We start from the raw sequence: 24,398 nt of genomic DNA, 5'->3' as shown, positions 1-24,398 counted from the left end.
TGGCTGCGGCCCGGTTTGGGGGGAGGCTTGCCAGCACGGGGCGGGAATGCTGCAATCGCGCCTCTGTCCCCCGCTGCCCGGAGTTGCCATGCGTGCCCTGCCCCTCGTGTGCTGCCTGCTGCTGCTTGCCAGCGCTTCGGCCAGCGCCGGAACCGTCTACAAGTGGAAGGACGCCAACGGCGTAACCCAGTATTCGGAGAAGCCGCCCACCGGCCAGAAGGCCGAAGAGCGCAAGATCCAGACCCGCGACCCGGCCGGCCGCACCGCGGCAGCCGAGCCCGCCGCCGCCGAATCGGCCGACTGCACCACCGCCCGCACCAACCTGTCCCTGCTCAACGGCAAGGGCGCGGTGCTGCAGGACACCAATGGCGACGGCAAGCCGGATACCCCGCTGGATGACGGCCAGCGCGAAGCGCAGAAGACCTTGGCCGAAGCCGGCATCAAGGCGTACTGCAAGCCTGCGGCCTGACCGGTCTCCCCCCCGACCAACGGTCGGGGGCTACCGGAGGGGCGGTGGAATTGCGGCGGATTGGGCACGTCGCCGGCCGGGCTGGCAGAATATTGCCTCCCAGCCGTTCAGCGAAGCCGACGATGCGCCTCTCCCAGTTCCACCTGCACACCACCAAGGAAACCCCCGGCGACGCCGAGCTGACCAGCCACCGGCTGATGCTGCGCGCGGGCATGATCCGCAAGCTCGCCTCGGGGCTGTATATCTGGTCGCCGCTGGGCCTGCGCGTGCTGCGCAAGGTCGAGCGCATCGTGCGCGAGGAAATGGAGCGTGCCGGCGCCATTGAATTCCAGGTGCCGACGATCCAGCCCAAGGACCTGTGGGAGGCCACCGGGCGCTGGGAAAAGTTCGGCCCGCAGCTGCTCAAGATCAAGGACCGCAAGGAGCAGGTGTTCTGCTACAGCCCTACCGCTGAAGAGGCCGCCGCCGATTTCGCGCGCCAGGAACTGAACAGCTACAAGCAGCTGCCGGTGAATTTCTTCCAGATCCAGACCAAGTTCCGCGACGAGATCCGCCCGCGCTTCGGCGTGATGCGCGCGCGCGAGTTCCTGATGAAGGATGCCTATTCCTTCCACCTGGACGATGCCTGCCTGGTGCGCGAGTACGAAAACATGAAGGCCGCCTATGCCCGCGTGTTCACCCGCCTGGGCCTGGACTTCCGCATGGTGCAGGCCGATTCCGGCGCGATCGGCGGCGACGCCTCGCAGGAATTCCACGTCATCGCTGATTCCGGCGAAGACGCGCTGGTGTTCTCCACCGGCTCCGATTACGCGGCCAACATGGAAGCCGCCGTCGCCGCTGCCCCGGGCCCGCGCCCGGCCGCCAGCGAAGCGCTGCGCAAGGTCGACACCCCCACCCAGAAAACCTGCGAGGCGGTCGCCGCCCTGCTCGGCCTGGGCCTGGAGCGTACCGTCAAATCGATCGCGATCATGACCGAAGCCGGCTTCGTGCTGGCGCTGGTGCGCGGCGACCACGACGTCAACGAAATCAAACTGGGCAAGGTCCAGGGCCTGCAGGGCTACCGCATGGCCGGTGAGGCGGAAATCGCCACGCACCTCGGCAGCGAACCGGGCTTCCTGGGCCCGCTCAATCCGGCCAAGCCGATCCGCATCGTGGCCGATCGCGACGTCGCCGCGATGGCCGATTTCGTCATCGGCGCCAACGAAGCTGGTTTCCATATTGCCGGCGTCAACTGGGGCCGTGACCTGCCCGAGCCGGAAGTGGCCGACATCCGCAATGCGAAGGAAGGCGACCGTGCCGCCGATGGTGGCGAACTGCGCGTGGCACGCGGCATCGAAGTGGGCCACGTGTTCCAGCTGGGCCGCCAGTATGCGCAGGCGTTGAATGCCACCGTGCTGGACGAAAACGGCAAGGCCGCGGTGATGGCGATGGGCTGTTACGGCATCGGCATCTCGCGCATCGTTGCCGCGGCGATCGAACAGAACCATGACGATGCCGGCATTATCTGGCCCGACGCGATGGCGCCGTGGCAGGTGGTGGTGTGCGTGATCAACCCCAAGCAGGACGACGCCGTGGCCAATGCCGCTGCCGAACTGCTGGCCGAGCTGCAGGCCGCCGGCCTGGATGCCGCACTGGACGACCGCGGGCTGCGCCCGGGGTCGATGTTCGCCGACATGGAACTGATCGGCGTGCCGCACCGGGTGGTGGTGTCCGAACGCGGCCTGGCCGCCGGTACGTTCGAGTACCGCGCGCGCAGTGCCAGCGAAGCGGAGAGCCTGGACCGCGACGCGCTGATGGCCAAGCTGACGAAGTGATGACAGTGCCGGGTGGGATATCCCGGCATTTTATTGTCCCGTTTCCATTGATTATTTCTGCGCGCTGTGCATCTTCGAAATGAGAATGTATGCTGTTGCCGCGCCAAGGACTGGCTCAACCCCGTCCTTCTATTTTTAGATTCCGGAGCAGTTGATGAGTATTGACCTGAGTGGTTTGTCCGCCAAAGAGCTGGGCGCCCTGATCAAGAACGCCAAGAAGCAGCAGACGATCGTCGCCAAGCGCCCGGCCATCACCAAGGTCCGCGCACAGCTGACCAAGTTGGCCAAGGCAAACGGATACACCCTGGAAGAAGTGGCGGGCGTTGCCGCTCCCACCCGCGGCCGCGCCAGCAAGGCCGCCGGCGCAGCACCGGCCAAGGCCGTGCGCAAGCTGGGCAAGGTTGCCCCGAAGTACCGTAACCCGGCCAACCCGAAGGAAACCTGGACCGGACGTGGCAAGCAGCCGCGCTGGCTGGCCGCGCACACCACCAAGGGCAAGAAGCTGGAAGATTTCCTGATCAAGAAGTAAGCGATGCGCCGATGGCGCGCGCATTGAAACGCCGGCCGGGATGGCTGGCGTTTTTTTTTGGGGTTACGTGCGCAGGCTTTCGGAAACTCTCAGAAACTCACAGATTCTTTCGCGCCGGCACCAGCAGGTTGCCGAACAATAATCCCGCCACGAGTGCCATTACCACGTTGAGCACGGTCATCAGTACGGTCTGGCCGGCACTCATGTCCTGCTGCTGCACCAACGTGAGCACGCCGCGCAGGCTGGTACTGCCGGGCACCAGCATGATGATGCCGGGCAGGCGGATGATTGCGCCCGGTCGCTGCACCAGGCGGCCGAACAGGTTGCCTGCGGCGGTCATCACCATCGCCGACATGAAGATGCCGGCCGGCAGGCCCCACGCCTGGCCGGCAAACTTGGAGATCGCATAGCCGGCCACCGAGGCCGCGATCACCCACGGGTAATCGCGGCGGTGGGCCTTGAACAGCATCGCGAACGCGAACGCCGCGATCAGCAGCGCGCTCCATTCCACCCAGTCGGCCTGCGGGCGCGATGCGCGCACCACCGGGTCCAGCCCGATGATGCCCGACAGCGTCACCGCGATCACCGCGCCGACGGTGAGCTTGAGGATGGTGGTGATGGCACCGGCAAAACGCGCGGTGCCCGATACCCAGTGCTGGCTGGCCAGTTCGTTGACCGCGTTGGTGAGCGACATGCCGGGCAGCATCACCACCAGCGAGGCGATGATGACGGTATTGAGGTTGAGCGCGCCCACGAACGAGGCCACCAGCGCCGCCACCGTACCGGCCAGCAGTGCCGCCAATGCCTCGCTGGCTTCGCGGCTGGCCGGGCGGCGGTCGGTGACCAGCGTCATCAGCCCGATCAGCAAGCCGATCACCCCGGCGGTGGCGATATCCAGCCACGGCAGTTTCCACAGCCCGGCCACGCCGGCCGCGCCCAGGCTGTAGGACAGGATCATGCGGATCTTGCCGCGCCGGCCCGGGTCCTTGTCCAGCTGCCGCAGTGCGGTATGGCCCTGGGCGATGCTCATGGTGCCGTTGGCCACCGCTTCGGTGATCTGGTCGGCGATGCTGAGCTTGTGCAGGTCGTTTTCGCCCGGTGCCAGCCGGATCACGCGCGTGATGTCCGATGAACCGATGGCCTTGGTCGGGTCGCTGAAGCTCAGGATCAGCCCGGTCGGGTTCGACCACGGCTCGCAGTCCAGGTCCAGCCGCTGCGACAGCGCAACCACCGCCGCCTCCAGCCGCTGGGCCGTGGTGCCGTAGCTGTGCAGCCGTCCGGCGATCTCGGATACGAAGGCCACCCGCTGTGCGTAGGTGGCCGGAGGGGTGGCAATGGCGGGTGCGTCGGCAGACATGCGGCGTAGTATTACCCGATGTCGGGGCGCGCACACACTTGGCATCCACGCAGAAAGGTTATGCTGCGTGGAGGACGCCCCATGACGCCAGACCAGACCCCCAAACTTGAACAGGATCCACAGGACCCCGGTCTCATCCGGTTGTCCGGGCAGTGGACCTTGCGCACCGCGCTGGACGCGGCCGAAGTGCTGCGCGCGGCACCCGAAAAAGTCACCGGCATCGATGCCAGCGGCATCACCCAGCTGGATTCGGCTGGCGTGCTGCAGGTACTGCGGGTGGCCCATCGCGCCGACCTGGCCGAGGATGCACTGACCTTCCGCGAGGACCACCGCGCGCTGGTGTGCACCATCGAAGAAGTGGCCGACGACCGCCCCAAGGCCAAGCGCGACTTCGGCGTGCTGGCCGCGCTGGAGCGGCTGGGTCGCAGCGTGCATGCCACCGGCCACAACATCGTGGCGCTGGCCAGCTTCCTGGGCGAGAACCTGGTCAAGGGCGGCCGCCTGCTGCGCGAGCCGCGCCGTTTCCGACTTACCGCCACCGTGCACCACATGGAGCAGGTGGGGCTGGATGCGGTGCCGCTGGTGGCGCTGCTGTCCTACCTGGTGGGTGCGGTGATCGCGTTCCTGGGCTCGACCATCCTGCGTGACTTCGGCGCCGAGATCTACGTGGTGGAGCTGGTCAGCATCGCCTTCCTGCGCGAATTCGCGGTGCTGCTTACCGCGATCGTGCTGGCCGGCCGCACCGCCAGCGCGTTTACCGCGCAGATCGGCTCGATGAAGGCGCGCGAGGAAATCGACGCCATCCAGACCCTGGGCCTGGACCCGGTCGACCTGCTGGTGCTGCCGCGCCTGATCGCGCTGCTGATCACCCTGCCGCTGCTGACCTTCGTGGCGATGATCGCCGGCCTGGCCGGTGGCGTCACCGTGGGCGCGTTCGACCTGGATATTCCGCCGCAGATGTACCTGGCGCGCCTGCACGACACCATTGAAGTGCGGCACATGCTGGTGGGCCTGTCCAAAGCGCCGGTGTTCGCCGCCGTGATCGGCCTGATCGGCTGCCTGGAAGGGCTGAAGGTGGAAGGCACCGCGCAGTCGGTGGGTGAGCGCACCACCTCCAGCGTGGTGCAGACCATCTCGCTGGTGATCATCATCGACGCGTTCGCCGCGTTGTGGTTCATGCACATGGATTGGTGATGACGACCACAGCCGCCCCTGATGAAGACACCCGCGTGGACCTGGCCGATGAAGACGGCCTGGCGATCCGCGTGCGTGGGCTGACCAACCGCTTCGGCAGCCAGACCGTGCATGACGGGCTGGACCTGGACGTGCGCCGCGGCGAGATCCTCGGCGTGGTGGGCGGTTCGGGTACCGGCAAGTCGGTGCTGATGCGCAGCATCCTGGGCCTGCGCCATCCCGATGCCGGCGAGATCGAGGTGCTGGGCGTGGATGCGCGCTCGGACAACCGCGCCGACCGCCTGCACATCGAACGCAACACCGGCGTGCTGTTCCAGGATGGCGCACTGTTCTCGTCCATGACCGTGGGCGAGAACGTGCAGGTGCCGCTGAAGGAACACCACGGCGAACTGCCCGAGCGCTGGCACTACGAACTGGCGCTGCTGAAGGTGAAGCTTGCCGGCCTGCCCGCTGACGCGATCAACAAGCTGCCGTCGCAGCTCTCCGGCGGCATGCGCAAGCGCGCCGGCCTGGCCCGCGCGCTGGCGCTGGACCCGCCGCTGCTGTTCCTGGACGAGCCCACCGCCGGGCTGGACCCGATCGGCGCGGCCGCCTTCGACCGCCTGATCAAGACCCTGCAGGAAGCGCTGGGCCTGACCGTGCTGCTGATCACCCATGACCTGGACACCCTGTATGCGATCTGCGACCGGGTGGCGGTGCTGGCCGACCACAAGGTGATCGCCAACGCACCGTTGCATGAGATCGAACAACTGGAGCATCCGTGGATCCAGGAATATTTCCACGGACCGCGTGCGCGTGCTGCACGCGCCGCCAAGCAGAAGAGCGAGTAAGCCATGGAAACCAAAGCCAATTACGTACTGATCGGCGCGTTCACCCTGATCGTGGGGCTGGCATTGCTGGCCTTCGGCCTCTGGGCGGCCAAGTACTCCTCCGACCGCACCTGGACCGAATACCGGGTGGTGTTCCGAGAGGCGGTCACCGGCCTGTCGGTGGGCAGCCCGGTGCAGTACAACGGCATCGCGGTCGGCTCGATCACCGAACTGAACCTGGTGCCGGATGACCCGCGCCAGGTGGTCGCGCGAATCCGCCTGAACTCCAACACGCCGGTCAAGACCGACACCCGCGCCAAGCTGGCCATCACCAGCCTGACCGGGCCGTCGATCATCCAGCTCAGCGGCGGCACGCCGCAGGCGCAGGCGCTGACCGCGGTGAACAAGGACCCGGCGCCGATCATCCCGACCACGCCATCGGCGCTGCAGAACATCACCGACGTGGCCAACCGCATCGTCGAGCGCATGGACCAGGTGCTGAGCGACCGCAACGTGGCCAGCATCAATGCCACCCTGGCCAACCTGGAAACCATCAGCGGCGGCCTGGCTGACCGCGACCAGGGCACCCAGGCGCTGCTGCTCAGCGCGCGCGATGCCGCGCGCAGCCTGGACAGCACGCTGAAGACCACCAACGGCACCATCCAGCGCCTGGACACCAACCTGGTGCAACAGTTGCCGCCGATCCTGGACAAGCTGGAAACCACCCTGACCAAGCTCGATTCGGCGGCCGGCAGTGCCGATTCGATCCTCGGCGAGAACCGCGCGGCCATCAACAGCTTCGCCAACGATGGCCTGGCCCAGCTCGGGCCGACGTTGACCGAGCTGCGCGGGCTGATCCGCGACCTGCGCCGGGTCAGCGACAAACTCGACAACAACCCGGCCCGCTACCTGCTGGGCCGCGACGCGCCGAAGGAGTTCGAACCCAAATGAGCCGCTTCCCTCTCCTGCCCGCCTCCCTGCCCCGCCTGCTGTTGCCGGCGGCACTGATGATCGCGCTGGGCGCCTGCTCGTCGTTGCTGGGCGGCGGCGAGCGCAGCCAGGTCACCATCTACTCGCCCGTGGTGAAGATCCAGCCCGACCCGTCCTGGCCGAAGGTCGACTGGGCGCTGGTGCTGGTCAAGCCGACCGCCGCGCGCGTGGTCGACAGCCCGCGCATCAACGTGCGGCCGAACCCGGGTGAGCTGGAGGTCTACAAGGGCGTGAGCTGGGCGCAGCCGGCCACCGACATGGTCGACGACGCGCTGGTGCGCGCGTTCGAGGATTCCGGCCGCATCACCGGCGTGGCGCGTGCCACCACCGGCATCCGCGCCGACTACAAGCTGGCGTTGGATGTACGCCGTTTCGAATCCGATTACCGCGGCCAGCCGACCCCGACCGCCTTCATCGAGATCAACGCCAAGCTGATCCACGTGATCGACCAGCGCGTGGTCGCCGATCGCACGTTCCGCCAGGAGCAGCCGGTAGGCAGCACCGCCACCGGCGATGTCGCCCGGGCGCTCGAGCAGGGCCTCCAGGCGGTCACCACCGAACTGGTCGGGTGGACCCTCACCACCGGCCAGGCCGACAGCAAGACGGCCGCAGTCATCCCGACGCGGTTGCGTTGATCCAACGGAACGTGAGGTTGATGCGCTCGGCCAAGGGCCGGGCGCTTTTTGGCAGGGCGTGCTGGTAGAAGGTCTGCGTGCGCCCGCCCATCACCAGCAGGTCGCCATGACCCAGGGTGACCTCCGCCTTGCGCGCGTGGTCGTCGCGCCGGCGCAGCAGGAACCGGCGGGCGGCGCCGAGGCTGAGCGAGGCGATCACCGGCGTGGGTCCCAGTTCGGGTTCATTGTCGCTGTGCCAGCCCATGCCGTCGTCGTTGTCGCGGTAGCAGTTGAGCAGCACGCTGTTGAATGGCTGGCCGCAGAAACTGCCCAACGCATCGCGGAGTGGGACCAGGGCGGGATGCCAGGCGTGCGGCACGAACTCGGTCCCCGAATAGCGGTAACGGGCCGCCGGGTCACCCATCCAGCAGCTCAGCCGTGGTGAATCCACCCGCCTGCCGAACATTTTGATCCTGTGCACCTCCCACGGCACCTCGCCGCGCAGCTGGCGCTGCAGCGCATCGGCGGCAGGTGCGGCCAACCAATGGCGGTGCCAGCGCACCTGGGCATCGGGAAGATGGAGGTCCATGGCGGCACGCTAGCATGGCCCGGATCGCGCCGCATGCGCCGCACCGGCCTCGGCTACACTCGACGGCTGTTGATCGCCAGGGGGGCGATGTCGATGTTCCAGAGATGGATTGCAGCCGTGGTTCTGCTTGTCGGGGTGGTGTCGGTCGTGCCCGTACGCGCCGATGAACACGCCGAGCGGGCGGAGGTAATGACGATGGTCGGCGCGCTGATGGAAGCCCGCGACTTCGAGACGTTGGAAGCATTGGCCGAGCAATATCGCAGCACCGAAGCACGTACCGGCAGTGGCGTCTTCATGCTGACCCAGTACTACGACGGCGTGTCGAACTACTTCAACACCCGCGATAGGGACGCTGTCATCTGGAACGACCGCGCCGCGCTGGCGGAGGCATGGTGGAACGCCTATCCGGATTCGCCGACGCCGCGCCTGGTTACCGCGCAGCTGCTGGCCAACACCGCTTGGAGCTACCGCGGCGGCGGCTACGTCCGAACCGTGCCGCCTGACCGCTGGGAAGCGTTCCGTCGGCAGAATGCCGAAGCCTTCGCGTTCATCAGCAAGCAGAAATCGGTTGCCGCGCGCGATCCCTACTGGTACGAGCTGACGCTGCGACTGGGGCAGCGCGACAGCATGGATGATGCGACCTACATGGCGATCTTCGATGAGGCCGTGGCACGGTATCCGCGCTTTTACCCGCTTTACTTCGGCGCCGTGAACAACTTCTCTCCCAAATGGGGTGGCAGTGCCGAAGCCATCGAGTCCTTTGCACGGCACGCGCTGAAGAAGGTCCGCCGCAAGGACCGCGCCGCCCTGTACACGCGGATCTACTGGGTAGCGTCGCAGAACCAGTACGGGAGCGATCTGTTCACCGACTCCTACGTGGACTGGCCACTGATGCGCCGGGGCATCGACGATGTGCTGGCCCGGTATCCCACCGACTGGAACCTGCAGAACTTCGCCTTCTTCGCCTGCCGCGCGCTGGACAAGCCCAAGACCCGGGAGCTGATGGGCCGGATCACGGCGCCGCCGGACGGCAAGGCCTGGGAGAGCGTGGAGGCGTACGAAAAATGCAGGGAATGGGCAGGGTGAACGCCCGGCGTTGGCAGGTTTGCCCCCGCGCGGTGTGTTGCAAGACAATGCCGGGTGTCACCTGCCACGCGACCCTTGAATGACCCTGCCCCTGCTGCCGCCCCGGACCCCATGAGCGCCGCCTCCCGCATCCGGCAGCAGGCATTCGCCTTCATGCGCGCGGTGTTCCGCCGCCTGCCGCTGCCCGAGGCCACCCGCGACCGGCTGCGCAACCGGGCATTGAGCCGGGTAGGCGACTGGAGCCCGCCGCCGCCGCGCGGCCAGGTACGGGCAGCTCGCCTAAGCGGGCGTGCACTGGTGCGGGCGGACGAAGCGGCCATCGGCCATGTGCCGGCCGGGCTGGCCGGCACCCTGCCCTCGCCGCTGCCGGCGACGCTGGTGGCGTTCTACCTTCCCCAGTTCCATCCGTTCGCACAGAACGACGCGTGGTGGGGCACCGGCTTCACCGAATGGCGCAATGTCACCCGCGCCCTGCCCCAGTTCGAAGGCCATGCCCAGCCACGGCTGCCGGCCGACCTGGGGTTCTATGACCTGCGAAACCCGCAGGTGATGCGCGACCAGGCACGGCTCGCGGCGGACCATGGCATTGGCGCATTCTGCTTCTACTTCTACTGGTTCTCCGGCCAGACCCTGATGGAGGCGCCGCTGCGCCAGTGGCTGGCTGACGCCAGCATCGCGCTGCCGTTCTGTCTGTGCTGGGCCAATGAAAACTGGACCCGGCGCTGGGACGGGCGCAACCAGGACGTGCTGATCGGCCAGCAGCACACGCCGGAAGACGACCTTGCGTTCATTGCCCATGTCGCCGAATACCTGCGCGACCGCCGCGCATTGAAAGTGGATGGCAAACCGATGCTGCTGGTGTATCGCCCGCAGCTGCTGCCCGATCCCAAGGCGACCGCCCAACGCTGGCGCGACTGGTGCCGCAACCACGACATTGGCGAGATCCACCTGGCCTACGTGCAGAGTTTCGAGCGCCCCGACCCCCGCGAGATCGGCTTTGATTCCGCCGTGGAGTTCCCGCCCAACGTGGTCAACCCGACCTCGTTGTCGGCCAACCAGCTCCTGATCAACCCCGACTATGCAGGTGATGTGCGCGACTGGCGCGAGCTGGCAGCAGAAAGCCTGGCTGCCCCCGCGCGGCCTTACCGCCTGCATCCCGGCGTCAACCCGGGGTGGGACAACGAAGCACGCCGTCCCGGCCGCGGCCGGGTACTGCTGCATGCATCGCCGCGCGCCTATGGCGACTGGCTGCACGCCACCATCCACGGCCGGTTGGCCGATACGCCGGTCGACCAGCGCCTGGTCTTCATCAACGCCTGGAACGAATGGGCCGAAAGCGCCGTTCTGGAGCCGGACCAGCGCCTGGGTCACGCGTGGCTGGCCGCCACCCGGCGCGCCCTGCAGTCCCGCCAGCCCGCGCCGCGCCGCCCCTGCGTGGTGATCCATGCCTGGTACCTGGAGGTGCTGGAAGAACTGCTGCAGCAGGTCGCTGCCAGCGGCATCGAAGCGCGGTTGCTGGTCACCACCACGCCGGACCGCGTGGAGGCGGTGCAGGCGATGCTCCAACAGGTGGGGACCGCCGCCGAAATCCTGGCGTACGACAACCATGGCCGCGACATCCTTCCCTTCCTGCACGTTGCCGACCGGCTGTTGAACGAGAACGAAGATCTGGTGCTGAAGCTGCACACCAAGCGTTCGACCCACCGCGACAACGGCAACCAGTGGCGGCAGGACATGCTCGGCGCGCTGCTGGGTGGCGAGCGTGCGCGCGCCATGGTGGCCGCCTTCCAGGCAGACCCCGGACTGGGCCTGGTCGCGCCCGCGGGGCATCTGCTGAACACCGCCGACTATGTCGGCGGCAACGCAGAGGCACTGGCGTACCTGCATGCACGCCTGGGCCTGCCCGCGGCGAAGAACGATGCCGTGTTCGCCGCCGGCAGCATGTATTGGGTCCGGCTGGCCGCGCTGCGGCCGTTGCTGGACGCGCACCTCTCGCCCAGCGATTTCGATACCGAGCGGGGGCAGATCGACGGCACGCTTGCGCACGCGCTGGAACGGCTGACCGGCGCCACTGTCAACGCCGCCGGGTTCCGCATCTGCGATACCGTCACCGCACTGGGCGGCACCGCCGGGACGGATGCAGCAGCCTACCCCTACGCCCGGCCAGGCTGAGCGGCCTACAATCGCCGGCCACCCGCAAAGGATCAGCAATGAGAAGTCACGACAGCAGCAAGCGCGTCCTGGTTACCGGGGGCGCCGGTTTCCTGGGTTCGCACCTGATCGAGCGCCTGCTCGACCAGGGCCACGAAGTGGTGTGCGCGGACAACCTGTTCACCGGCACCAAGCGCAATATCGCCCACCTGCTGCCGAACCCGCATTTCGAGTTCCTGCGCCACGATGTGACCTTCCCGCTGTACATCGAGGTGGACGAGATCTGGAACCTGGCCTGCCCGGCTTCGCCGGTGCACTACAGCCATGACCCGGTACAGACCACCAAGACCTCGGTACACGGGGCGATCAACCTGCTGGGTCTGGCCAAGCGGCTGGACTGCCGGATCTTCCAGGCCTCCACCAGCGAGGTGTACGGCGACCCGAGCGTGCACCCGCAGCGCGAGGAGTACTGGGGCAACGTCAACCCGATCGGTCCGCGTTCGTGCTACGACGAAGGCAAACGCTGCGCGGAAACGCTGTTCTTCGACTACCACCGCCAGCATGGGCTGGACATCAAGGTGGCGCGCATCTTCAACACCTATGGCCCGCGCATGCACCCCAATGATGGACGCGTGGTGTCCAATTTCATCGTGCAGGCACTGCGCGGGGAGAACATCACCATCTACGGCGAAGGCCAGCAGACCCGTTCGTTCTGCTACGTGGACGATCTGATCGACGGCTTCATCCGCTTGATGGCCACCGAAAAGGATTTCACCGGGCCCTGCAACCTCGGCAATCCGGCAGAGATGACCATCCGCGAACTGGCCGAGACCGTGATTGCATTGACCAACTCGGGCTCGAAGCTGGTGTTCAAACCGTTGCCGCAGGATGACCCGATGCAGCGGCAGCCGGATATCACGTTGGCGAAGAGCAGGCTCGGCGGGTGGGAGCCTCAGGTGAAGCTGGAAGACGGGTTGCGGCGGACGATTGCCTACTTCGACGCCTTGCTGGGCGAGGCCCGGTAGAGCCGTCTGTTGGACGGCTGCTTCATATGGATTGCGCGGCCCGTTGGGCGGCTGTTTTCTGGCGCGAAAGGCAGCGGACTGACAGTCCGCTCTACCGCCGCTGCTTCGTGAGGCCGCACTGGTAGGTGACGTCCTGGCGGCTGTGGCGGAAGGGGTCGGTCAGGTCGTCGGAATACTTGCCCAGCAGCAGGCGCTGTTTTGGCAGGAAATGCTGGCGGTAGAAGCGGCTCATGCCCGCCACGCGCCGGCCCTTGTCGGTCAGCAGCACGCAGCCGTTTTCGATGTGGATCGTGCCGGAGCTTTCCTGCTCCGTCAGGCGCACGTCCACCAGGCGATGCTCAACCATGTATTCCTTGGTGAACACGTCCTGGAAGGCGTCCTGGCGGATGCCCCCGCCGCGCTGGTCGAGCTTCTCCAGGATGTAGAACGACAGCGAACGATCGATCACCGTCGGCACTGAAATGGCGAACGCGTAGCCACCGAGCAGCCACACCAGGACCAGCAGCACCTTCTCGGTCAGGGTGAAACGGCGCAGCGCAGGCAGCAGCAGCAACAGGCCGGCGAGCACGGCCGCCAGCACTGCATCGCCGATGGCCGCGTAGAACACCACGTCGACGCTGAAGAAGCGCACGTGCAGGAAGTGGATGCCCAGCAGCAGCGCCACGTAGAGGGCGGTGAGCAGCAGTGCGTTGCGCAGGGATTTCATGGCTTGAACACCAGCAGGCGGTTGCCGAGGAAGGACAGGATGAACTGGATGATGCTGATCAGCACGAAGCCAATCCGGTAGTCGAACTTCAACAGGTCCGACCACAGCGCCATCAGGCCGCCGTTCAACAGCGCGATGGCGGCATACAGCAGCACGAACCGCCACAGCTGTTTGCTGGCGCGCGCCTGGGTGGCGGCGAACACGAAGAAGCGATTGCCCAGGAACGATGCCACGATCGCCACCGCTGCCGCCAGCAGGTTGGCCACGCCCTTGGACGGCACGTGCACCACTTCCACCAGCAGGCTCAGCACCGCGAAGTGCACGCCGGTCGCCACCAGCCCATTGATGACGTAACGCAGCAGCTGGCGGAGGTCAGCGCGGCGCGACATCGGCGGCAACCTCGATGACACCGGCCAGGTAGTCGCGGTAGGCACCCGGCTTCTGGATGCTGCCACGGACGATGCCACTGAGCATCAGTGTCATCAGGGTCAGCGTGCCGGTCTGCAGGAACACCAGGAACAGTACCCCCAGCGCCATCGAGAACCAACCCGGGGTAGCGTAGCCGGCCAGCTTGAGCAGGGTGGCCACCACCGCCAGCACGATCGAAGCGGAGGAGACCAGTACGCACATCAGGCCTACCCGCACCAGCACGTCCTCGGCGAACACCATCAACGCGCGGAACCCGTGCAGGGTGAGGCCGACGAAGTTCATCTTGCTGTGCCCGGCATAGCGCGGGCCGCGGTCGATCGGGCAGACGGCCAGGCGCAGCTTGCTGGCGATCAGTCCGGCTGCCACATGCGTCCAGACCTCGTGCATGGCATTGAGGCGATGCAGCGCGCCGACCTTGATCGCCATGAAGTTGCCGAAGCTGATCGTGCGCCCAGTCAGCAGCTGGAAAATGAACTTGTACACCACGTAGAAGGCACGGAAGCGCAGGGTCTCGACCCGGCTCCTGCGCCGCGCCACCGCAACATCCACCTCGTCGCTGCGCACCGCGTCCAGCAGGGTGGCGATTGTCTCGGGCAGGTCTTCGCCATCGGAATCCATCACGATGACCTGCCGGCAGTCGGGAAGATTCTCTTCCACATAACCCAACCCTATCGCGATGGCTTTCTGGTGACCGACGTTGCGGCGCAGTTTCAGCACCACGCCGCTGACGCCCGAGCGGGACAACTGCGACGGCTGCAACGGCTCGCGGATGGAGCCGTCGTCCACTGCCACCACGTACACGCGGTCGCCGTACAGGCGTGCCAGTTCGCAGAACAACCGGGTGGAAGCCACGTGGTCTTCGTACACCGGGGTGACCACCACGAACGCATCAGCTGCCTTGTTCATTCCGTTCTCCTGCGGCAACGCGCGACGCGGCCGGGTTCCACTGGTCCACCAGCACCAGCAATGCATACATCAACAGCAGCAGCACCGGCAGCACGGTCCGGCGCGCGCTCGTGGCCAGATGCCACTCCAGGTCGTGCGGGGTGCCCAGGTACACGGCGTACAGGACGCACGCATAGGCCACGGCCACCCCCAGTCCGGCCAGCGCGACCGGCGTACGCCAGGTGCGCGACCACAGCACCAGCATCAGCGCCAGCGGCACCCAGAAGATGCCACGCAGCAACTTCTGCACGATCAGCATGCTTTGCGCCAGATCCGGCAGGCGCGCCATCAGCTGGCCGCTGAGGTCGCTGGCGGCCAGGTCGTTGCTCAGGTGTGCGGCGGAAACCGCCAGTTTCCACGCCAGCAGGGGGAGCAGCGACAGCGCGAACGCCGCAGGGATGCCCCACGCCACGCGCCGCTCGCGCAGCAGGGTCACCGCCACGACGCCGACGGCGACGATGACCGCCAGCACCACGCCTTCGTTCTTGATCAGGCAGAGGATGGCCGACACCGCCGCGTATGCAGCCAGGTCGAACCAGCCACTTCCGCTGACTGGCGCACGCGCGGCACGCATCCCGGCGGCCAGCGCGGCTACCGCGTAGACCGCCAGCAGCGCGTCCATGTAACCGTCCACCAGGTAGCTGCCACCGACCTTCAGCAGGGCCACGGCGAACAGCCCGGCCACCCACCAGGTGCGCAGGCTGCGCGCGATCAACAACAGCGCCGGCAGCAACAAAAGCGTCGCCGCGGCCTTAGGGAAGATCTCGTTCCAATGGCCCACCACCTTCGCCGCGGTGGCCATCCAGACCGGCACCAGGGCCGGGTAATCGTTGTGGCTGAAAGGCGCGTAGCCATCGAGCTGGGTGTACAGCGACCCATCGAGGAAGATGCGCCGGGCATGGAACAACCAGATGGAGCGCGGGTCCCACCCATCCGACGGGCTGCCCAGGGCCAGCACCAGCAGCACCCCGATCACGCCCAGCATCCATGCCGCGCGGGCATCGCGCAGGGCCGACAGCGCCCATGCGGCGCAGCCAAGCACGGCAATGAACGCGGCCTGCGCCGGCAGTCCGACCCAGCCCAAGGCTGCAAAGGCATAACAGGCCAGCACGCCGGCCAGCATGCCCAGCGCGGCAGCGGCGCCGGCGTCAGTGGCAGTCGACGAGGACAAGGCGCTCACCCCCTGCGATCCGGGTGCAGCCGGGACGCTGCGGTCCGGGCGTCTTCCACAGCATGCGGCCGTTGTCGGCCTCATGCAGGCGCATGGGATACAGGCCTTCCCACAGTCGCTGCTGCAGCAGCGAATCGTCCTTCAGGCCAGGCCCCAGCGCGAGCGGCACCCCGCCGTCATGATGCTGGGCAAGCAAAGTGCGAGCCTCCACCACTTCCGGCGGTACCGAGTGGATCCAACCTGCATCCGCAACGAATGCCTGGTTCAACAAGGCGCCACTGAAGTGCACATCCCTGGCAATGCCACGCAGCCCCACCAGCAGCAGCGCGCCGATCAGAAGGCCGACCAGCCCGCGTTGCAGAACAGAAATGTTCCCCTTCCCGGGTTTGATCACGGCAGCGTTCCAGGTTCAGCCAAGCCGGAAATTCTAGCATTGCGCCGATGACGCCCCGGAGCGATGCGCGCGGCAGGGTCGGCCTGCCGGTGTTGGCCGGCAGGCGTGCGCCGTCAGCTGAAGCTGACGCCGGTCTTTTCCTTCAGCTCTTCATCGCTCACGCCGGGTGCCGCTTCGACGAGCTTCAGGCCCGCGTCGGTGACATCGAACACGGCCAGGTCGGTGATGATCCGGTCGACCACGCCCACGCCGGTCAGCGGCAGCGTGCACTCCGGCAGGATCTTGTGCTCGCCGTTCTTGGCGGTGTGCTCCATCAGCACCACCACGCGCTGCACGCCGGCCACCAGGTCCATGGCGCCGCCCATGCCCTTGACCATCTTGCCCGGCACCATCCAGTTGGCCAGGTCGCCCTGGTCGGTGACCTGCATGGCGCCCAGGATGGCCAGGTTGACGTGGCCGCCGCGGATCATCGCGAAGCTGTCGTGGCTGCCGAAGTAGCTGGCGCCGGCACGCGCGGTCACGGTCTGCTTGCCGGCATTGATCAGGTCCGCATCCACTTCCGCATCGGTCGGGAACGGGCCGATGCCGAGCAGGCCGTTCTCGGACTGCAGCCACACATCCACGCCGTCCGGAATGTGGTTGGCCACCAGGGTCGGCAGGCCGATACCCAGGTTCACGTAGGCACCATCGGTCAGTTCGCGGGCGGCGCGCTGCGCCATTTCATCGCGGGTCCATGCCATGTCAGTTGCCCTCCGCACGCACGGTGCGCTGTTCGATGCGTTTTTCAGGGGTGGGGTTGTGCACGATGCGGTGCACGTAGATGCCCGGCAGGTGCACCTGGTCCGGGTCGATGCTGCCCACCGGCACCACTTCTTCCACTTCCACCACGCACAGCCTGCCGGCCATCGCACAGGCTGGGTTGAAGTTGCGCGCGGTCTTGCGGAACACCAGGTTGCCGGCTTCGTCGGCCTTCCACGCCTTGACCAGCGCCACGTCGGCGCGCAGCGCGGTTTCCATCACGTAGTGCTTGCCGTCGAACTCCCGGGTTTCCTTGCCCTCGGCCACCACGGTGCCGTAGCCGGTGGCGGTGAAGAAGGCGGGAATGCCCGCACCGCCCGCGCGCAGGCGCTCGGCCAGGGTGCCCTGCGGGTTGAATTCCAGCTCCAGCTCACCGGCCAGGTACTGGCGTTCGAATTCCTTGTTCTCGCCCACGTAGGACGAAATCATCTTGCTGATCTGCCGGGTTTCCAGCAGCTGGCCCAGGCCGAACCCGTCCACGCCGGCATTGTTGGAGATCACCGTGAGGTCCTTTACCCCGGTGTCGCGCAGCGCGGCGATCAGCGCCTCGGGAATGCCGCACAGGCCGAAGCCGCCGACGGCCAGGGTCTGGCCATCGGCCACCGCACCCTGCAGCGCTTCGGCGGCGCTGGCATAGCGTTTGCCGCGCCGGCCGTTGTCTGGGGACTTGCTCATCTACGCCCTCACCTCGTTGATGTAAGGGCCCATTGTAGCCATTGCCGGTAGCGTCCCCGGCTGAAAACGCTTCCCATACATCGCAGCGGCTAAACTCGCCTACTGACTACAGAAAGGACCCCCGATGACCCTCCCCGCATTCAAGGCGTATGACATCCGCGGCCGCGTGCCGGACGAGCTGAACGAAGACCTGGCGCGGAAGATCGGCGTGGCGCTGGCGGCCCAGCTGGAGCCGGGCACCGTGGTGGTCGGCCATGACGTGCGCCTGACCAGCCCCGCCCTGCAGGACGCCCTGGCCGCCGGCCTGCGTGGCGCCGGGCGCGAGGTGCTGGACATCGGGCTGTGCGGTACCGAAGAGGTCTACTTCCAGGTCGACCACCTCAACGCCGCCGGCGGGGTGATGGTTACCGCCAGCCACAACCCGATGGACTACAACGGCATGAAGCTGGTCAAGCAGCAGGCCCGGCCGATCAGTTCGGACACCGGCCTGTTCGCCATCTCCGATGCCGTGGAAGCCGATACCGCACCGGCCGCCGAGCCCAAGGCCGGCATCCAGTCGCATCCGGACAAGCGCGCGTATATCGAGCACCTGCTGAGCTACGTCGACCGCGCCGCCCTGAAGCCGCTGAAGCTGGTGGTCAACGCTGGCAATGGCGGCGCCGGCACCATCGTCGACCTGCTGGCCCCGCACCTCCCGTTTGAATTCGTGCGCATCGCCCACGAACCGGATGGCAGCTTCCCGAACGGCATTCCCAATCCGCTGCTGATCGAGAACCGGGAGATGACCGCGCAGGCCGTGCTCGAACACGGTGCGGACTTCGGCATCGCCTGGGATGGCGATTTCGACCGCTGCTTCTTCTTCGACCACACCGGCCGCTTCATTGAAGGCTATTACCTGGTCGGCCTGCTGGCCAAGGCCATTCTGGCCCGCCAGCCCGGCGGCAAGGTGGTCCACGACCCGCGCCTGCTGTGGAACACCGTGGAGATGGTGGAAGATGCCGGTGGCCAGGCCGTGCTGTGCAAGAGCGGGCATGCCTTCATCAAGGAAAAGATGCGCGCCGAGGATGCCGTGTATGGCGGCGAAATGAGCGCGCACCATTACTTCCGTGAGTTCGCCTACGCTGATTCCGGCATGATTCCGTGGCTGCTGATTGCCGCGCTGGTGTCCGAAACCGGGCTTTCGCTGGCCGACCTGGTCGAAGAACGCATGCAGAAGTTCCCCTGCAGCGGCGAGATCAACTTCAAGGTCAGCGACGCCAAGCTGGCGGTGGCGCGGGTGATGGAGCACTTCGCCGCGCACGGCCCGACCCTTGACCATACCGATGGCATCAGCGCGGATTTCGGCCAGTGGCGCTTCAACCTGCGCAGCTCCAACACTGAGCCGCTGCTGCGCCTGAACGTGGAATCGCGAGGCGATGCGGCACTGCTGCAGCAGCGCACCGATGAGATCTCCCAGCTGCTCAAGGCATCCTGAGGCACAGCCTGATGAACGACATCCTTCCGGTCATCCTGTCCGGCGGTTCCGGCACGCGGCTGTGGCCGCTGTCGCGCGAAGCCTACCCCAAGCAGTTCCTGGCACTGGCCGGTGAGCAGACCATGCTGCAGGCCACGTGGCAGCGTGTCGCGCCGATCGCCGGCCGGGCGCCGCTGGTGGTGGCCAACGAAGAACACCGCTTTGTTGCCGCCGAGCAGCTGCAGCAGCTGGGCGTGGAGCCGCAGGCCATCCTGCTCGAACCAGTCGGTCGCAACACCGCGCCGGCCATCGCCGTGGCCGCACTGGAAGCCACACTGGAAGACGGCGACCCGGTGCTGCTGGTACTGCCATCGGACCACGTGATCGCCGATGAAGCGGCCTTCCGCGCAGCGGTGCTGAGCGCCCTGCCTGCCGCGCAGGAGGGCAAGCTGGTCACGTTCGGCATCGTGCCGACCGGGCCGGAGACCGGCTATGGCTACATCAAGGCCTACTCGGGCGGTGCGGTGCGGGCGGTCGACCGGTTTGTCGAGAAACCCGATGCAGAGACCGCACGGCAGTACGTCGAGTCGGGCGAGTACTTCTGGAACAGCGGCATGTTCCTGTTCAAGGCCTCCCGCTACCTGGCCGAGCTGGAGCTGTTCCAACCGGACATGCTGGCCGCCAGCCGCAATGCCTGGCAGCTGGCGCGCCGCGACACCGACTTCACCCGCCTGGACAAGGACGCCTTTGCCGCGGTGCCGGCCGACTCCATCGATTACGCGGTGATGGAAAAAACCGCCGATGCCGTGGTGGTGCCGCTGGACGCCGGCTGGAACGATGTGGGCTCGTGGACGGCGCTGCGCGACGTATCGGCGCAGGACGCCGATGGCAATGCCCACCACGGCGATGTCATCGCCATCGACTGCCGCAACACTTATGCCTACGGCGAGCGCCTGATCGCGCTGGTCGGGCTGGACGACGTGATCGTGGTGGAGACCGACGATGCGGTGATGGTGGGCCGCAGCGACCGCATGCAGGAGATCAAGCAGGTGGTGGCCCGGCTCAAGGCCGAGCAGCGGCCCGAAGCCACCTGGCACCGCAAGGTGTACCGCCCGTGGGGTGCCTACGATTCGATCGACAACGGCGAGCGGTTCCAGGTCAAGCGCATCACCGTCAAGCCGGGCGGCACGCTGAGCCTGCAGATGCACCACCACCGCGCCGAACACTGGGTGGTGGTCAGTGGCACCGCCGAAGTGACCCGCGGCGACGAGGTGATCCTGCTGGGCGAAAACCAGAGCACCTACATTCCGCTGGGCGTCACCCACCGGCTGCGCAATCCAGGCAAGCTGCCGCTGGAGCTGATCGAGGTGCAGTCGGGCAGCTACCTGGGTGAGGACGACATCGTGCGGTTTGAGGATACCTACGGGCGCAGCTGAGCATGCCGCAACGGCACGCTCAGTGCGAAGACACCTGCTCGCGTACCACGGCGGGCAGGATCCGGCGAAGTTCCGGGTGGTCCAGGTGCCGCTTCAGCTGTTCGGCATCGGGATAGGGCAACTCGAAGTCGCCTACCTCCAGTGCTTTCGGGTCACCGCTGGCGAGGTAACGCACCACGTTCGCCTGCTGCAGCTCGCTTGCCACCTTGAATGCCTTCGCCCGCTTGATGTCCTTGGAAACCAGGCTCAGCGAGCCGCCTGCGAACAGCAATGCAAACAGCACCACGACCGACCGCGCCGCGATGCGACGCGGCGACGGGGTCGGCAGCAGGCCCCACAGCTGCAGCGCGAACCAGGCGTTGCCGACCACGCCCGGCACCAGCAGCTCGGTGTAACGCGACGCGGGCGGATGCATGCCGTCGTGACCGCGCCCGTAGCCGATCGACAGCGCCTGCAGGGCCGACCAGATGCACAACCCGGCCATGAACAGCGCGGTCGGGCTTGCTTTGCGCAGGATCAGCATGCGCGAAACCATCACCACCGAAGGCAGCCAGACGATCACGAACAGCCCGTTGGAGCGCCCGGGCCATGCCAGGACATGGCTGGCCGCCAGCAGCAGTTCGCCCACGCTTTGCGCGCGCATCCCGCTATGCGCCGCGGGTATCGGCAACAGCAGGTAGGCGACCAGCGCGATGACCGCCAGCGCGGCCGTGGCGGCCAGGGCCGGCGCGCGCCGCCCCGGCAGGCACAGACAGGCAAGCACGCAGACCGCGCCCGCGGCGACCGCCGTCAGCAGGCCCGAGGCCATGGTGACGATCGCCAGCACGCTCAATGCCATCGCAGCAAGCAGCGCGCGCGGACGCTGGTGATGCCTGGCCACCAGGGCAATGGCAACCACGCTGGACAGGATCAGGAAGTAGAACTGGCTCTGGAAACCGACCAGGAAGTTCTCGCGGGCGAACGGCAGCACCGACAGCAGCAGCACCACCAGCATCATCAGCCAGCGTCTGCCTGCCGATGCCTCATCGCGCGTTGCCTGCCATACCAGCAGGGCGGGAATGAAACAGAACAGCACGGCCGTGATGCGTGCTTCGTAGACGTTGTTCCACTCCCCGGTCACCAGGTAGGACGCCAGCGCCACCAGCCGGGTGGGCAGGATCCGGTGTTCGTTGTGCGGGTAGAGCAGCGTGTCCCACTGCAGCGTTCCCTCCAGCCATGGCCGCAGCGCGGTCGCCCATTCACCGTCCCATTGATCCCAGAACGGCATGGGCGTGCTGAAGCACTGGACGTACAGCAGCCGGGCAAGCAGTGCCAGCACGCCCGTGGCGAGGGCAAACGAAAGCGGGGACGGCCGCAGCCGCCCCGGGAGGTCTTTATCGTGGGTCATCCGTGTTTCCGAGCGTTCCCGTTCAGCGCGTGGCGGTGCCTGCCGGGGCAATCCCGGCCATCACCTGCTTCAGACCGTCCTGCCAGGAGGGCAGCTGCAGGCCGAAGTCCTGCTGCAGCCGGCCATTGTCGAGCACCGACCAGGCCGGGCGCTTGGCAGGCGTCGGGTAGTCCGCCGCGCTGATGGCCTCCACCACCGGCACCCGTGCCAGCACGCCGCCCGCCTGTGCCTGGGCGAAGATCGCCTCGGCAAAGCCATGCCAGCTGGTCTGGCCACTGGCCGTCAGGTGCCAGGTCCCGGACAACCGGCCCGGGTGCTGCAGCACCTGCGCGGTGACATCGGCGATCAGGGCGGCGGGGGTCGGGGTGCCGACCTGGTCGGCGACCACGCGCAACACCTCGCGCTCGGCCCCCACCCGCAGCATGGTGCGCAGGAAGTTGGCGCTGTGCGAGGCATATACCCAGGCGGTACGGAAGATCAGGTGGCGGCCGCCGGCGGCACGCACCGCGTCCTCGCCCGCCAGCTTGCTCTGTCCGTACACGCCCAACGGCGCGGTGGCGTCGTCTTCGAGGTAAGCACGGGTGCCCTGGCCATCGAACACGTAGTCGGTGGAGTAATGCACCAGCGGTACACCCGCGGCAGCGCACCACCGCGCGATCACGCCCGGTGCGTCGGCGTTGGCCCGCCACGCGGCGTCGCGGTCTTCTTCGGCCCGATCCACGGCCGTGTACGCGGCGGCGTTGACCACCACGTCAGGCTGGACCCGGTCCAACAACGCAGCCAGGGTCGCGGGCTGGTTGAAATCCGCAACGTCGCAGGGGCTGCCATCAGCAAGGCTGCCACTGCGGGTGGTCGCGGTGACCGTCCCGAGCGGCGCCAGCGCGCGCAGCAACTCCTGGCCAAGCTGGCCATTGGCGCCGAAAAGCAGCACGTTCATGGCGTATAGACCGGCAGACGGTCCTCGGGGATGTCCTTCAGGAACGGCGCTGCCTCATCCTTGGCCGACAGGGTCGGGCCACTGATCGGCCAATCCACGCCGATGTCGGCATCGTTCCAGCGCACGCCGGCGTCGAAGTCCTTCAGGTACACCTCGGTGCACAGGTAGCTGAACACCGCGCGCTCGGACAGCACGGCAAAGCCGTGCGCGAACCCTTCCGGGATCCAGAACTGCTTCTTGTTTTCCGCGCTCAGCACGACAGCTTCCCACTGGCCGAAGGTCGGCGAGCCACGACGGATGTCGACGGCGACGTCGTAGACCTCGCCCTCCAGCACGCTGACCAGCTTGCCCTGCGGACGCGGCCACTGGTAGTGCAGCCCACGCAGCACGCCCTTGGCGGAGGTGGACACGTTGCTCTGCACGAACTTCGTCGGCAGGCCATGCTGGCCGAACCGTTCCGCATTCCAGGTTTCAAAGAAGAACCCGCGCTCGTCGCCGAATACGGCCGGCTCGATCACAACGCAACCCGGCAGCTTGGTCTGGATGATTTTCATGGCACCACTCCACGCACGGCCAACGCGTGCAGATACTGGCCGTAGCCATTCTTGATCAACGGCGCGGCAAGCGCCTCCAGCTGTTCGGCGCTGATCCAGCCCTGGCCGAACGCGATTTCTTCCGGGCAGCAGACCTGCAGGCCCTGGCGGGTCTGGATGGTTTCGATGAAGTTCGACGCCTCCAGCAGCGACTGGTGCGTACCGGTATCCAGCCACGCATAACCGCGACCGAGGGCTTCCAGGTGCAGATTTCCCTCGCGCAGGTAGCGCTGGTTCAGATCGGTGATTTCCAGTTCGCCACGCGGCGACGGCTTCAGTTCGGCGGCATGGTGGCTGGCGTTGCCGTCGTAGAAGTACAGGCCGGTGACCGCATAGTTCGAGCGCGGGTTGGCCGGCTTTTCAACCAGGTCGATGACCTTGCCGGCCTTGTCGAATTCGGCCACACCGTAACGCTCGGGATCGTTCACCCAATAGCCGAACACGGTTGCGCCGCTGTCGCGCTGGTCGGCGTTGCGCAACACTTCACGCAGGCCGTGGCCATGGAAGATGTTGTCGCCCAGCACCAGGCAGCTCGGCTTGCCGCCGACGAAATCCTTGCCGATCAGGTAGGCCTGCGCCAGCCCATCGGGGCTCGGCTGCACGGCGTATTCAATGTTCATGCCCCATTGCGAACCATCGCCCAGCAGCGCCTGGAACAGCGCCTGCTCGTGCGGGGTGTTGATGATCAGCACATCGCGGATCCCCGCCAGCATCAGCACGCTGAGCGGGTAGTAGATCATCGGTTTGTCGTACACCGGCAACAGCTGCTTGCTGACGCCCTTGGTGATCGGATACAGGCGGGTGCCGGAGCCGCCCGCCAGGATGATGCCTTTACGTTGCGTCATGG

Annotated in this window: 24 protein-coding genes and 1 pseudogene; 12 read left to right on the top strand and 13 right to left on the bottom strand. The window is 66.8% G+C overall.

The genetic code is table 11. The annotated features are described in order from the left end of the window. Positions 1-88 precede the first annotated feature (88 nt). From V9K91_RS16720 to V9K91_RS16710, 3 genes and pseudogenes are all read left to right on the top strand, one after another. The gene (locus V9K91_RS16720) at positions 89-469 is read left to right on the top strand and encodes a DUF4124 domain-containing protein (protein ID WP_068849122.1); all 381 of its coding nucleotides are present in this window, start codon (positions 89-91) and stop codon (positions 467-469) included. Between the two features lie 122 nt (positions 470-591). Continuing rightward, complete coding sequence (locus V9K91_RS16715) at positions 592-2,283, top strand: proline--tRNA ligase (RefSeq protein WP_307107474.1); 1,692 nt, start codon at positions 592-594, stop codon at positions 2,281-2,283. A 154-nt stretch (positions 2,284-2,437) separates the two neighbouring features. Then, positions 2,438-2,809 (top strand): annotated as a pseudogene (locus V9K91_RS16710) (H-NS histone family protein); the annotation flags it as partial. Between the two features lie 100 nt (positions 2,810-2,909). Here V9K91_RS16710 and V9K91_RS16705 read toward each other — a convergent pair. Continuing rightward, complete coding sequence (locus V9K91_RS16705; protein WP_068849116.1) at positions 2,910-4,169, bottom strand: threonine/serine exporter family protein; 1,260 nt, start codon at positions 4,167-4,169, stop codon at positions 2,910-2,912. Between the two features lie 81 nt (positions 4,170-4,250). Between V9K91_RS16705 and V9K91_RS16700 the strand changes: the two genes are divergently transcribed. The 4 genes from V9K91_RS16700 to V9K91_RS16685 are packed head-to-tail and all read left to right on the top strand — an operon-like array spanning position 4,251 to position 7,797. Then, positions 4,251-5,363, top strand: coding sequence for an ABC transporter permease (locus tag V9K91_RS16700; protein ID WP_068849114.1), 1,113 nt, complete (start codon positions 4,251-4,253; stop codon positions 5,361-5,363). Continuing rightward, positions 5,363-6,193: an ABC transporter ATP-binding protein gene (locus V9K91_RS16695; RefSeq protein ID WP_093536168.1), complete on the top strand. Its 831-nt coding sequence runs from the start codon at positions 5,363-5,365 to the stop codon at positions 6,191-6,193. The genes V9K91_RS16700 and V9K91_RS16695 overlap by 1 nt, the downstream gene beginning before the upstream one ends. 3 nt (positions 6,194-6,196) lie before the next feature. Next, on the top strand, positions 6,197-7,123 hold the full coding sequence (locus V9K91_RS16690; RefSeq protein WP_068849110.1) for an MlaD family protein: 927 nt from the start codon (positions 6,197-6,199) through the stop codon (positions 7,121-7,123). After that, positions 7,120-7,797: an ABC-type transport auxiliary lipoprotein family protein gene (locus tag V9K91_RS16685; protein ID WP_068849108.1), complete on the top strand. Its 678-nt coding sequence runs from the start codon at positions 7,120-7,122 to the stop codon at positions 7,795-7,797. Before V9K91_RS16690 ends, V9K91_RS16685 begins: the two co-directional genes overlap by 4 nt. On the opposite strand, the gene V9K91_RS16680 is transcribed toward V9K91_RS16685, so the two are convergent. Then, positions 7,775-8,365, bottom strand: a complete 591-nt coding sequence (locus tag V9K91_RS16680) for an alpha-ketoglutarate-dependent dioxygenase AlkB (RefSeq protein WP_068849106.1) — start codon at positions 8,363-8,365, stop codon at positions 7,775-7,777. The genes V9K91_RS16685 and V9K91_RS16680 overlap by 23 nt on opposite strands. 33 nt (positions 8,366-8,398) lie before the next feature. Here V9K91_RS16680 and V9K91_RS16675 point away from each other — a divergent pair, with 33 nt between their 5' ends. The 3 genes from V9K91_RS16675 to V9K91_RS16665 all read left to right on the top strand — a co-directional run bounded on the left by V9K91_RS16675 (position 8,399) and on the right by V9K91_RS16665 (position 12,627). Next, positions 8,399-9,451 carry a DUF4034 domain-containing protein gene (locus V9K91_RS16675; RefSeq protein ID WP_157771689.1) on the top strand — a complete coding sequence of 351 codons (1,053 nt, stop codon included), beginning with the start codon at positions 8,399-8,401 and terminating at the stop codon, positions 9,449-9,451. 111 nt (positions 9,452-9,562) lie between these two features. Continuing rightward, complete coding sequence (locus V9K91_RS16670) at positions 9,563-11,623, top strand: glycoside hydrolase family 99-like domain-containing protein (RefSeq protein WP_249833736.1); 2,061 nt, start codon at positions 9,563-9,565, stop codon at positions 11,621-11,623. Between the two features lie 38 nt (positions 11,624-11,661). Next, on the top strand, positions 11,662-12,627 hold the full coding sequence (locus tag V9K91_RS16665) for a UDP-glucuronic acid decarboxylase family protein (protein WP_095364241.1): 966 nt from the start codon (positions 11,662-11,664) through the stop codon (positions 12,625-12,627). A gap of 91 nt (positions 12,628-12,718) precedes the next feature. Here V9K91_RS16665 and V9K91_RS16660 read toward each other — a convergent pair whose 3' ends face one another. From V9K91_RS16660 to V9K91_RS16630, 7 genes are all read right to left on the bottom strand, one after another. Further along, on the bottom strand, positions 12,719-13,333 hold the full coding sequence (locus V9K91_RS16660) for a hypothetical protein (protein WP_068849098.1): 615 nt from the start codon (positions 13,331-13,333) through the stop codon (positions 12,719-12,721). Beyond that, positions 13,330-13,722, bottom strand: a complete 393-nt coding sequence (locus V9K91_RS16655) for a GtrA family protein (protein ID WP_068849096.1) — start codon at positions 13,720-13,722, stop codon at positions 13,330-13,332. Before V9K91_RS16655 ends, V9K91_RS16660 begins: the two co-directional genes overlap by 4 nt. After that, positions 13,706-14,668, bottom strand: coding sequence for a glycosyltransferase (locus tag V9K91_RS16650; RefSeq protein ID WP_095364243.1), 963 nt, complete (start codon positions 14,666-14,668; stop codon positions 13,706-13,708). Before V9K91_RS16650 ends, V9K91_RS16655 begins: the two co-directional genes overlap by 17 nt. Beyond that, positions 14,652-15,887, bottom strand: a complete 1,236-nt coding sequence (locus tag V9K91_RS16645) for a hypothetical protein (protein WP_337308198.1) — start codon at positions 15,885-15,887, stop codon at positions 14,652-14,654. Before V9K91_RS16645 ends, V9K91_RS16650 begins: the two co-directional genes overlap by 17 nt. Further along, entirely contained in the window at positions 15,856-16,272 is a 417-nt protein-coding gene (locus V9K91_RS16640; RefSeq protein ID WP_336443544.1) for a hypothetical protein, read from the bottom strand. The genes V9K91_RS16645 and V9K91_RS16640 overlap by 32 nt, the downstream gene beginning before the upstream one ends. A gap of 113 nt (positions 16,273-16,385) precedes the next feature. Continuing rightward, on the bottom strand, positions 16,386-17,012 hold the full coding sequence (locus tag V9K91_RS16635; protein WP_095364245.1) for a CoA transferase subunit B: 627 nt from the start codon (positions 17,010-17,012) through the stop codon (positions 16,386-16,388). A gap of 1 nt (position 17,013) precedes the next feature. Next, positions 17,014-17,745, bottom strand: coding sequence for a CoA transferase subunit A (locus V9K91_RS16630; protein ID WP_336443543.1), 732 nt, complete (start codon positions 17,743-17,745; stop codon positions 17,014-17,016). A gap of 124 nt (positions 17,746-17,869) precedes the next feature. Between V9K91_RS16630 and V9K91_RS16625 the strand changes: the two genes are divergently transcribed. Beyond that, positions 17,870-19,219, top strand: a complete 1,350-nt coding sequence (locus tag V9K91_RS16625) for a phosphomannomutase/phosphoglucomutase (RefSeq protein WP_068849084.1) — start codon at positions 17,870-17,872, stop codon at positions 19,217-19,219. 11 nt (positions 19,220-19,230) lie between these two features. Beyond that, a complete protein-coding gene (locus tag V9K91_RS16620; RefSeq protein ID WP_336443542.1) occupies positions 19,231-20,634 on the top strand; it encodes a mannose-1-phosphate guanylyltransferase/mannose-6-phosphate isomerase in 1,404 nt (467 codons plus the stop codon). Between the two features lie 19 nt (positions 20,635-20,653). Here the strand turns inward: V9K91_RS16620 and V9K91_RS16615 are convergent, their stop codons facing one another. From V9K91_RS16615 to rfbA, 4 genes are read right to left on the bottom strand one after another with little or no spacing between them, the layout of a single operon-like run. Then, a complete protein-coding gene (locus V9K91_RS16615) occupies positions 20,654-22,021 on the bottom strand; it encodes a hypothetical protein (RefSeq protein ID WP_336443541.1) in 1,368 nt (455 codons plus the stop codon). Positions 22,022-22,043: 22 nt separating this feature from the next. Beyond that, positions 22,044-22,958, bottom strand: a complete 915-nt coding sequence (gene rfbD / locus V9K91_RS16610; RefSeq protein ID WP_336443540.1) for a dTDP-4-dehydrorhamnose reductase — start codon at positions 22,956-22,958, stop codon at positions 22,044-22,046. Beyond that, complete coding sequence (rfbC, locus tag V9K91_RS16605) at positions 22,955-23,512, bottom strand: dTDP-4-dehydrorhamnose 3,5-epimerase (protein WP_249833731.1); 558 nt, start codon at positions 23,510-23,512, stop codon at positions 22,955-22,957. The genes rfbD and rfbC overlap by 4 nt, the downstream gene beginning before the upstream one ends. Then, positions 23,509-24,396: a glucose-1-phosphate thymidylyltransferase RfbA gene (gene rfbA / locus V9K91_RS16600; RefSeq protein WP_068849074.1), complete on the bottom strand. Its 888-nt coding sequence runs from the start codon at positions 24,394-24,396 to the stop codon at positions 23,509-23,511. Before rfbA ends, rfbC begins: the two co-directional genes overlap by 4 nt. Between the last annotated feature and the right edge of the window lie 2 nt (positions 24,397-24,398).

This window comes from Stenotrophomonas sp. CCNWLW57, assembly GCF_037203925.1.
GTDB lineage: Bacteria > Pseudomonadota > Gammaproteobacteria > Xanthomonadales > Xanthomonadaceae > Stenotrophomonas > Stenotrophomonas rhizophila_A.
The sequence above is the reverse complement of the archived record's forward strand: the minus strand, read 5'-3'. Positions and strand labels throughout refer to the sequence as shown.

Bases quoted from the DNA above. Each gene is read 5' to 3' on its own strand.
- V9K91_RS16660 (WP_068849098.1), bottom strand. From the start codon at position 13,333: ATGAAATCCCTGCGCAACGCACTGCTGCTCACCGCCCTCTACGTGGCG.
- V9K91_RS16650 (WP_095364243.1), bottom strand. From the start codon at position 14,668: ATGAACAAGGCAGCTGATGCGTTCGTGGTGGTCACCCCGGTGTACGAA.
- V9K91_RS16705 (WP_068849116.1), bottom strand. From the start codon at position 4,169: ATGTCTGCCGACGCACCCGCCATTGCCACCCCTCCGGCCACCTACGCA.
- V9K91_RS16670 (WP_249833736.1), top strand. From the start codon at position 9,563: ATGAGCGCCGCCTCCCGCATCCGGCAGCAGGCATTCGCCTTCATGCGC.
- V9K91_RS16690 (WP_068849110.1), top strand. From the start codon at position 6,197: ATGGAAACCAAAGCCAATTACGTACTGATCGGCGCGTTCACCCTGATC.
- V9K91_RS16620 (WP_336443542.1), top strand. From the start codon at position 19,231: ATGAACGACATCCTTCCGGTCATCCTGTCCGGCGGTTCCGGCACGCGG.
- rfbA (WP_068849074.1), bottom strand. From the start codon at position 24,396: ATGACGCAACGTAAAGGCATCATCCTGGCGGGCGGCTCCGGCACCCGC.
- V9K91_RS16715 (WP_307107474.1), top strand. From the start codon at position 592: ATGCGCCTCTCCCAGTTCCACCTGCACACCACCAAGGAAACCCCCGGC.
- V9K91_RS16685 (WP_068849108.1), top strand. From the start codon at position 7,120: ATGAGCCGCTTCCCTCTCCTGCCCGCCTCCCTGCCCCGCCTGCTGTTG.
- V9K91_RS16615 (WP_336443541.1), bottom strand. From the start codon at position 22,021: ATGACCCACGATAAAGACCTCCCGGGGCGGCTGCGGCCGTCCCCGCTT.
- V9K91_RS16675 (WP_157771689.1), top strand. From the start codon at position 8,399: ATGCGCCGCACCGGCCTCGGCTACACTCGACGGCTGTTGATCGCCAGG.
- V9K91_RS16720 (WP_068849122.1), top strand. From the start codon at position 89: ATGCGTGCCCTGCCCCTCGTGTGCTGCCTGCTGCTGCTTGCCAGCGCT.
- V9K91_RS16655 (WP_068849096.1), bottom strand. From the start codon at position 13,722: ATGTCGCGCCGCGCTGACCTCCGCCAGCTGCTGCGTTACGTCATCAAT.
- V9K91_RS16665 (WP_095364241.1), top strand. From the start codon at position 11,662: ATGAGAAGTCACGACAGCAGCAAGCGCGTCCTGGTTACCGGGGGCGCC.
- V9K91_RS16695 (WP_093536168.1), top strand. From the start codon at position 5,363: ATGACGACCACAGCCGCCCCTGATGAAGACACCCGCGTGGACCTGGCC.
- V9K91_RS16635 (WP_095364245.1), bottom strand. From the start codon at position 17,012: ATGGCATGGACCCGCGATGAAATGGCGCAGCGCGCCGCCCGCGAACTG.
- rfbC (WP_249833731.1), bottom strand. From the start codon at position 23,512: ATGAAAATCATCCAGACCAAGCTGCCGGGTTGCGTTGTGATCGAGCCG.
- V9K91_RS16700 (WP_068849114.1), top strand. From the start codon at position 4,251: ATGACGCCAGACCAGACCCCCAAACTTGAACAGGATCCACAGGACCCC.
- V9K91_RS16630 (WP_336443543.1), bottom strand. From the start codon at position 17,745: ATGAGCAAGTCCCCAGACAACGGCCGGCGCGGCAAACGCTATGCCAGC.
- V9K91_RS16625 (WP_068849084.1), top strand. From the start codon at position 17,870: ATGACCCTCCCCGCATTCAAGGCGTATGACATCCGCGGCCGCGTGCCG.
- rfbD (WP_336443540.1), bottom strand. From the start codon at position 22,958: ATGAACGTGCTGCTTTTCGGCGCCAATGGCCAGCTTGGCCAGGAGTTG.
- V9K91_RS16680 (WP_068849106.1), bottom strand. From the start codon at position 8,365: ATGGACCTCCATCTTCCCGATGCCCAGGTGCGCTGGCACCGCCATTGG.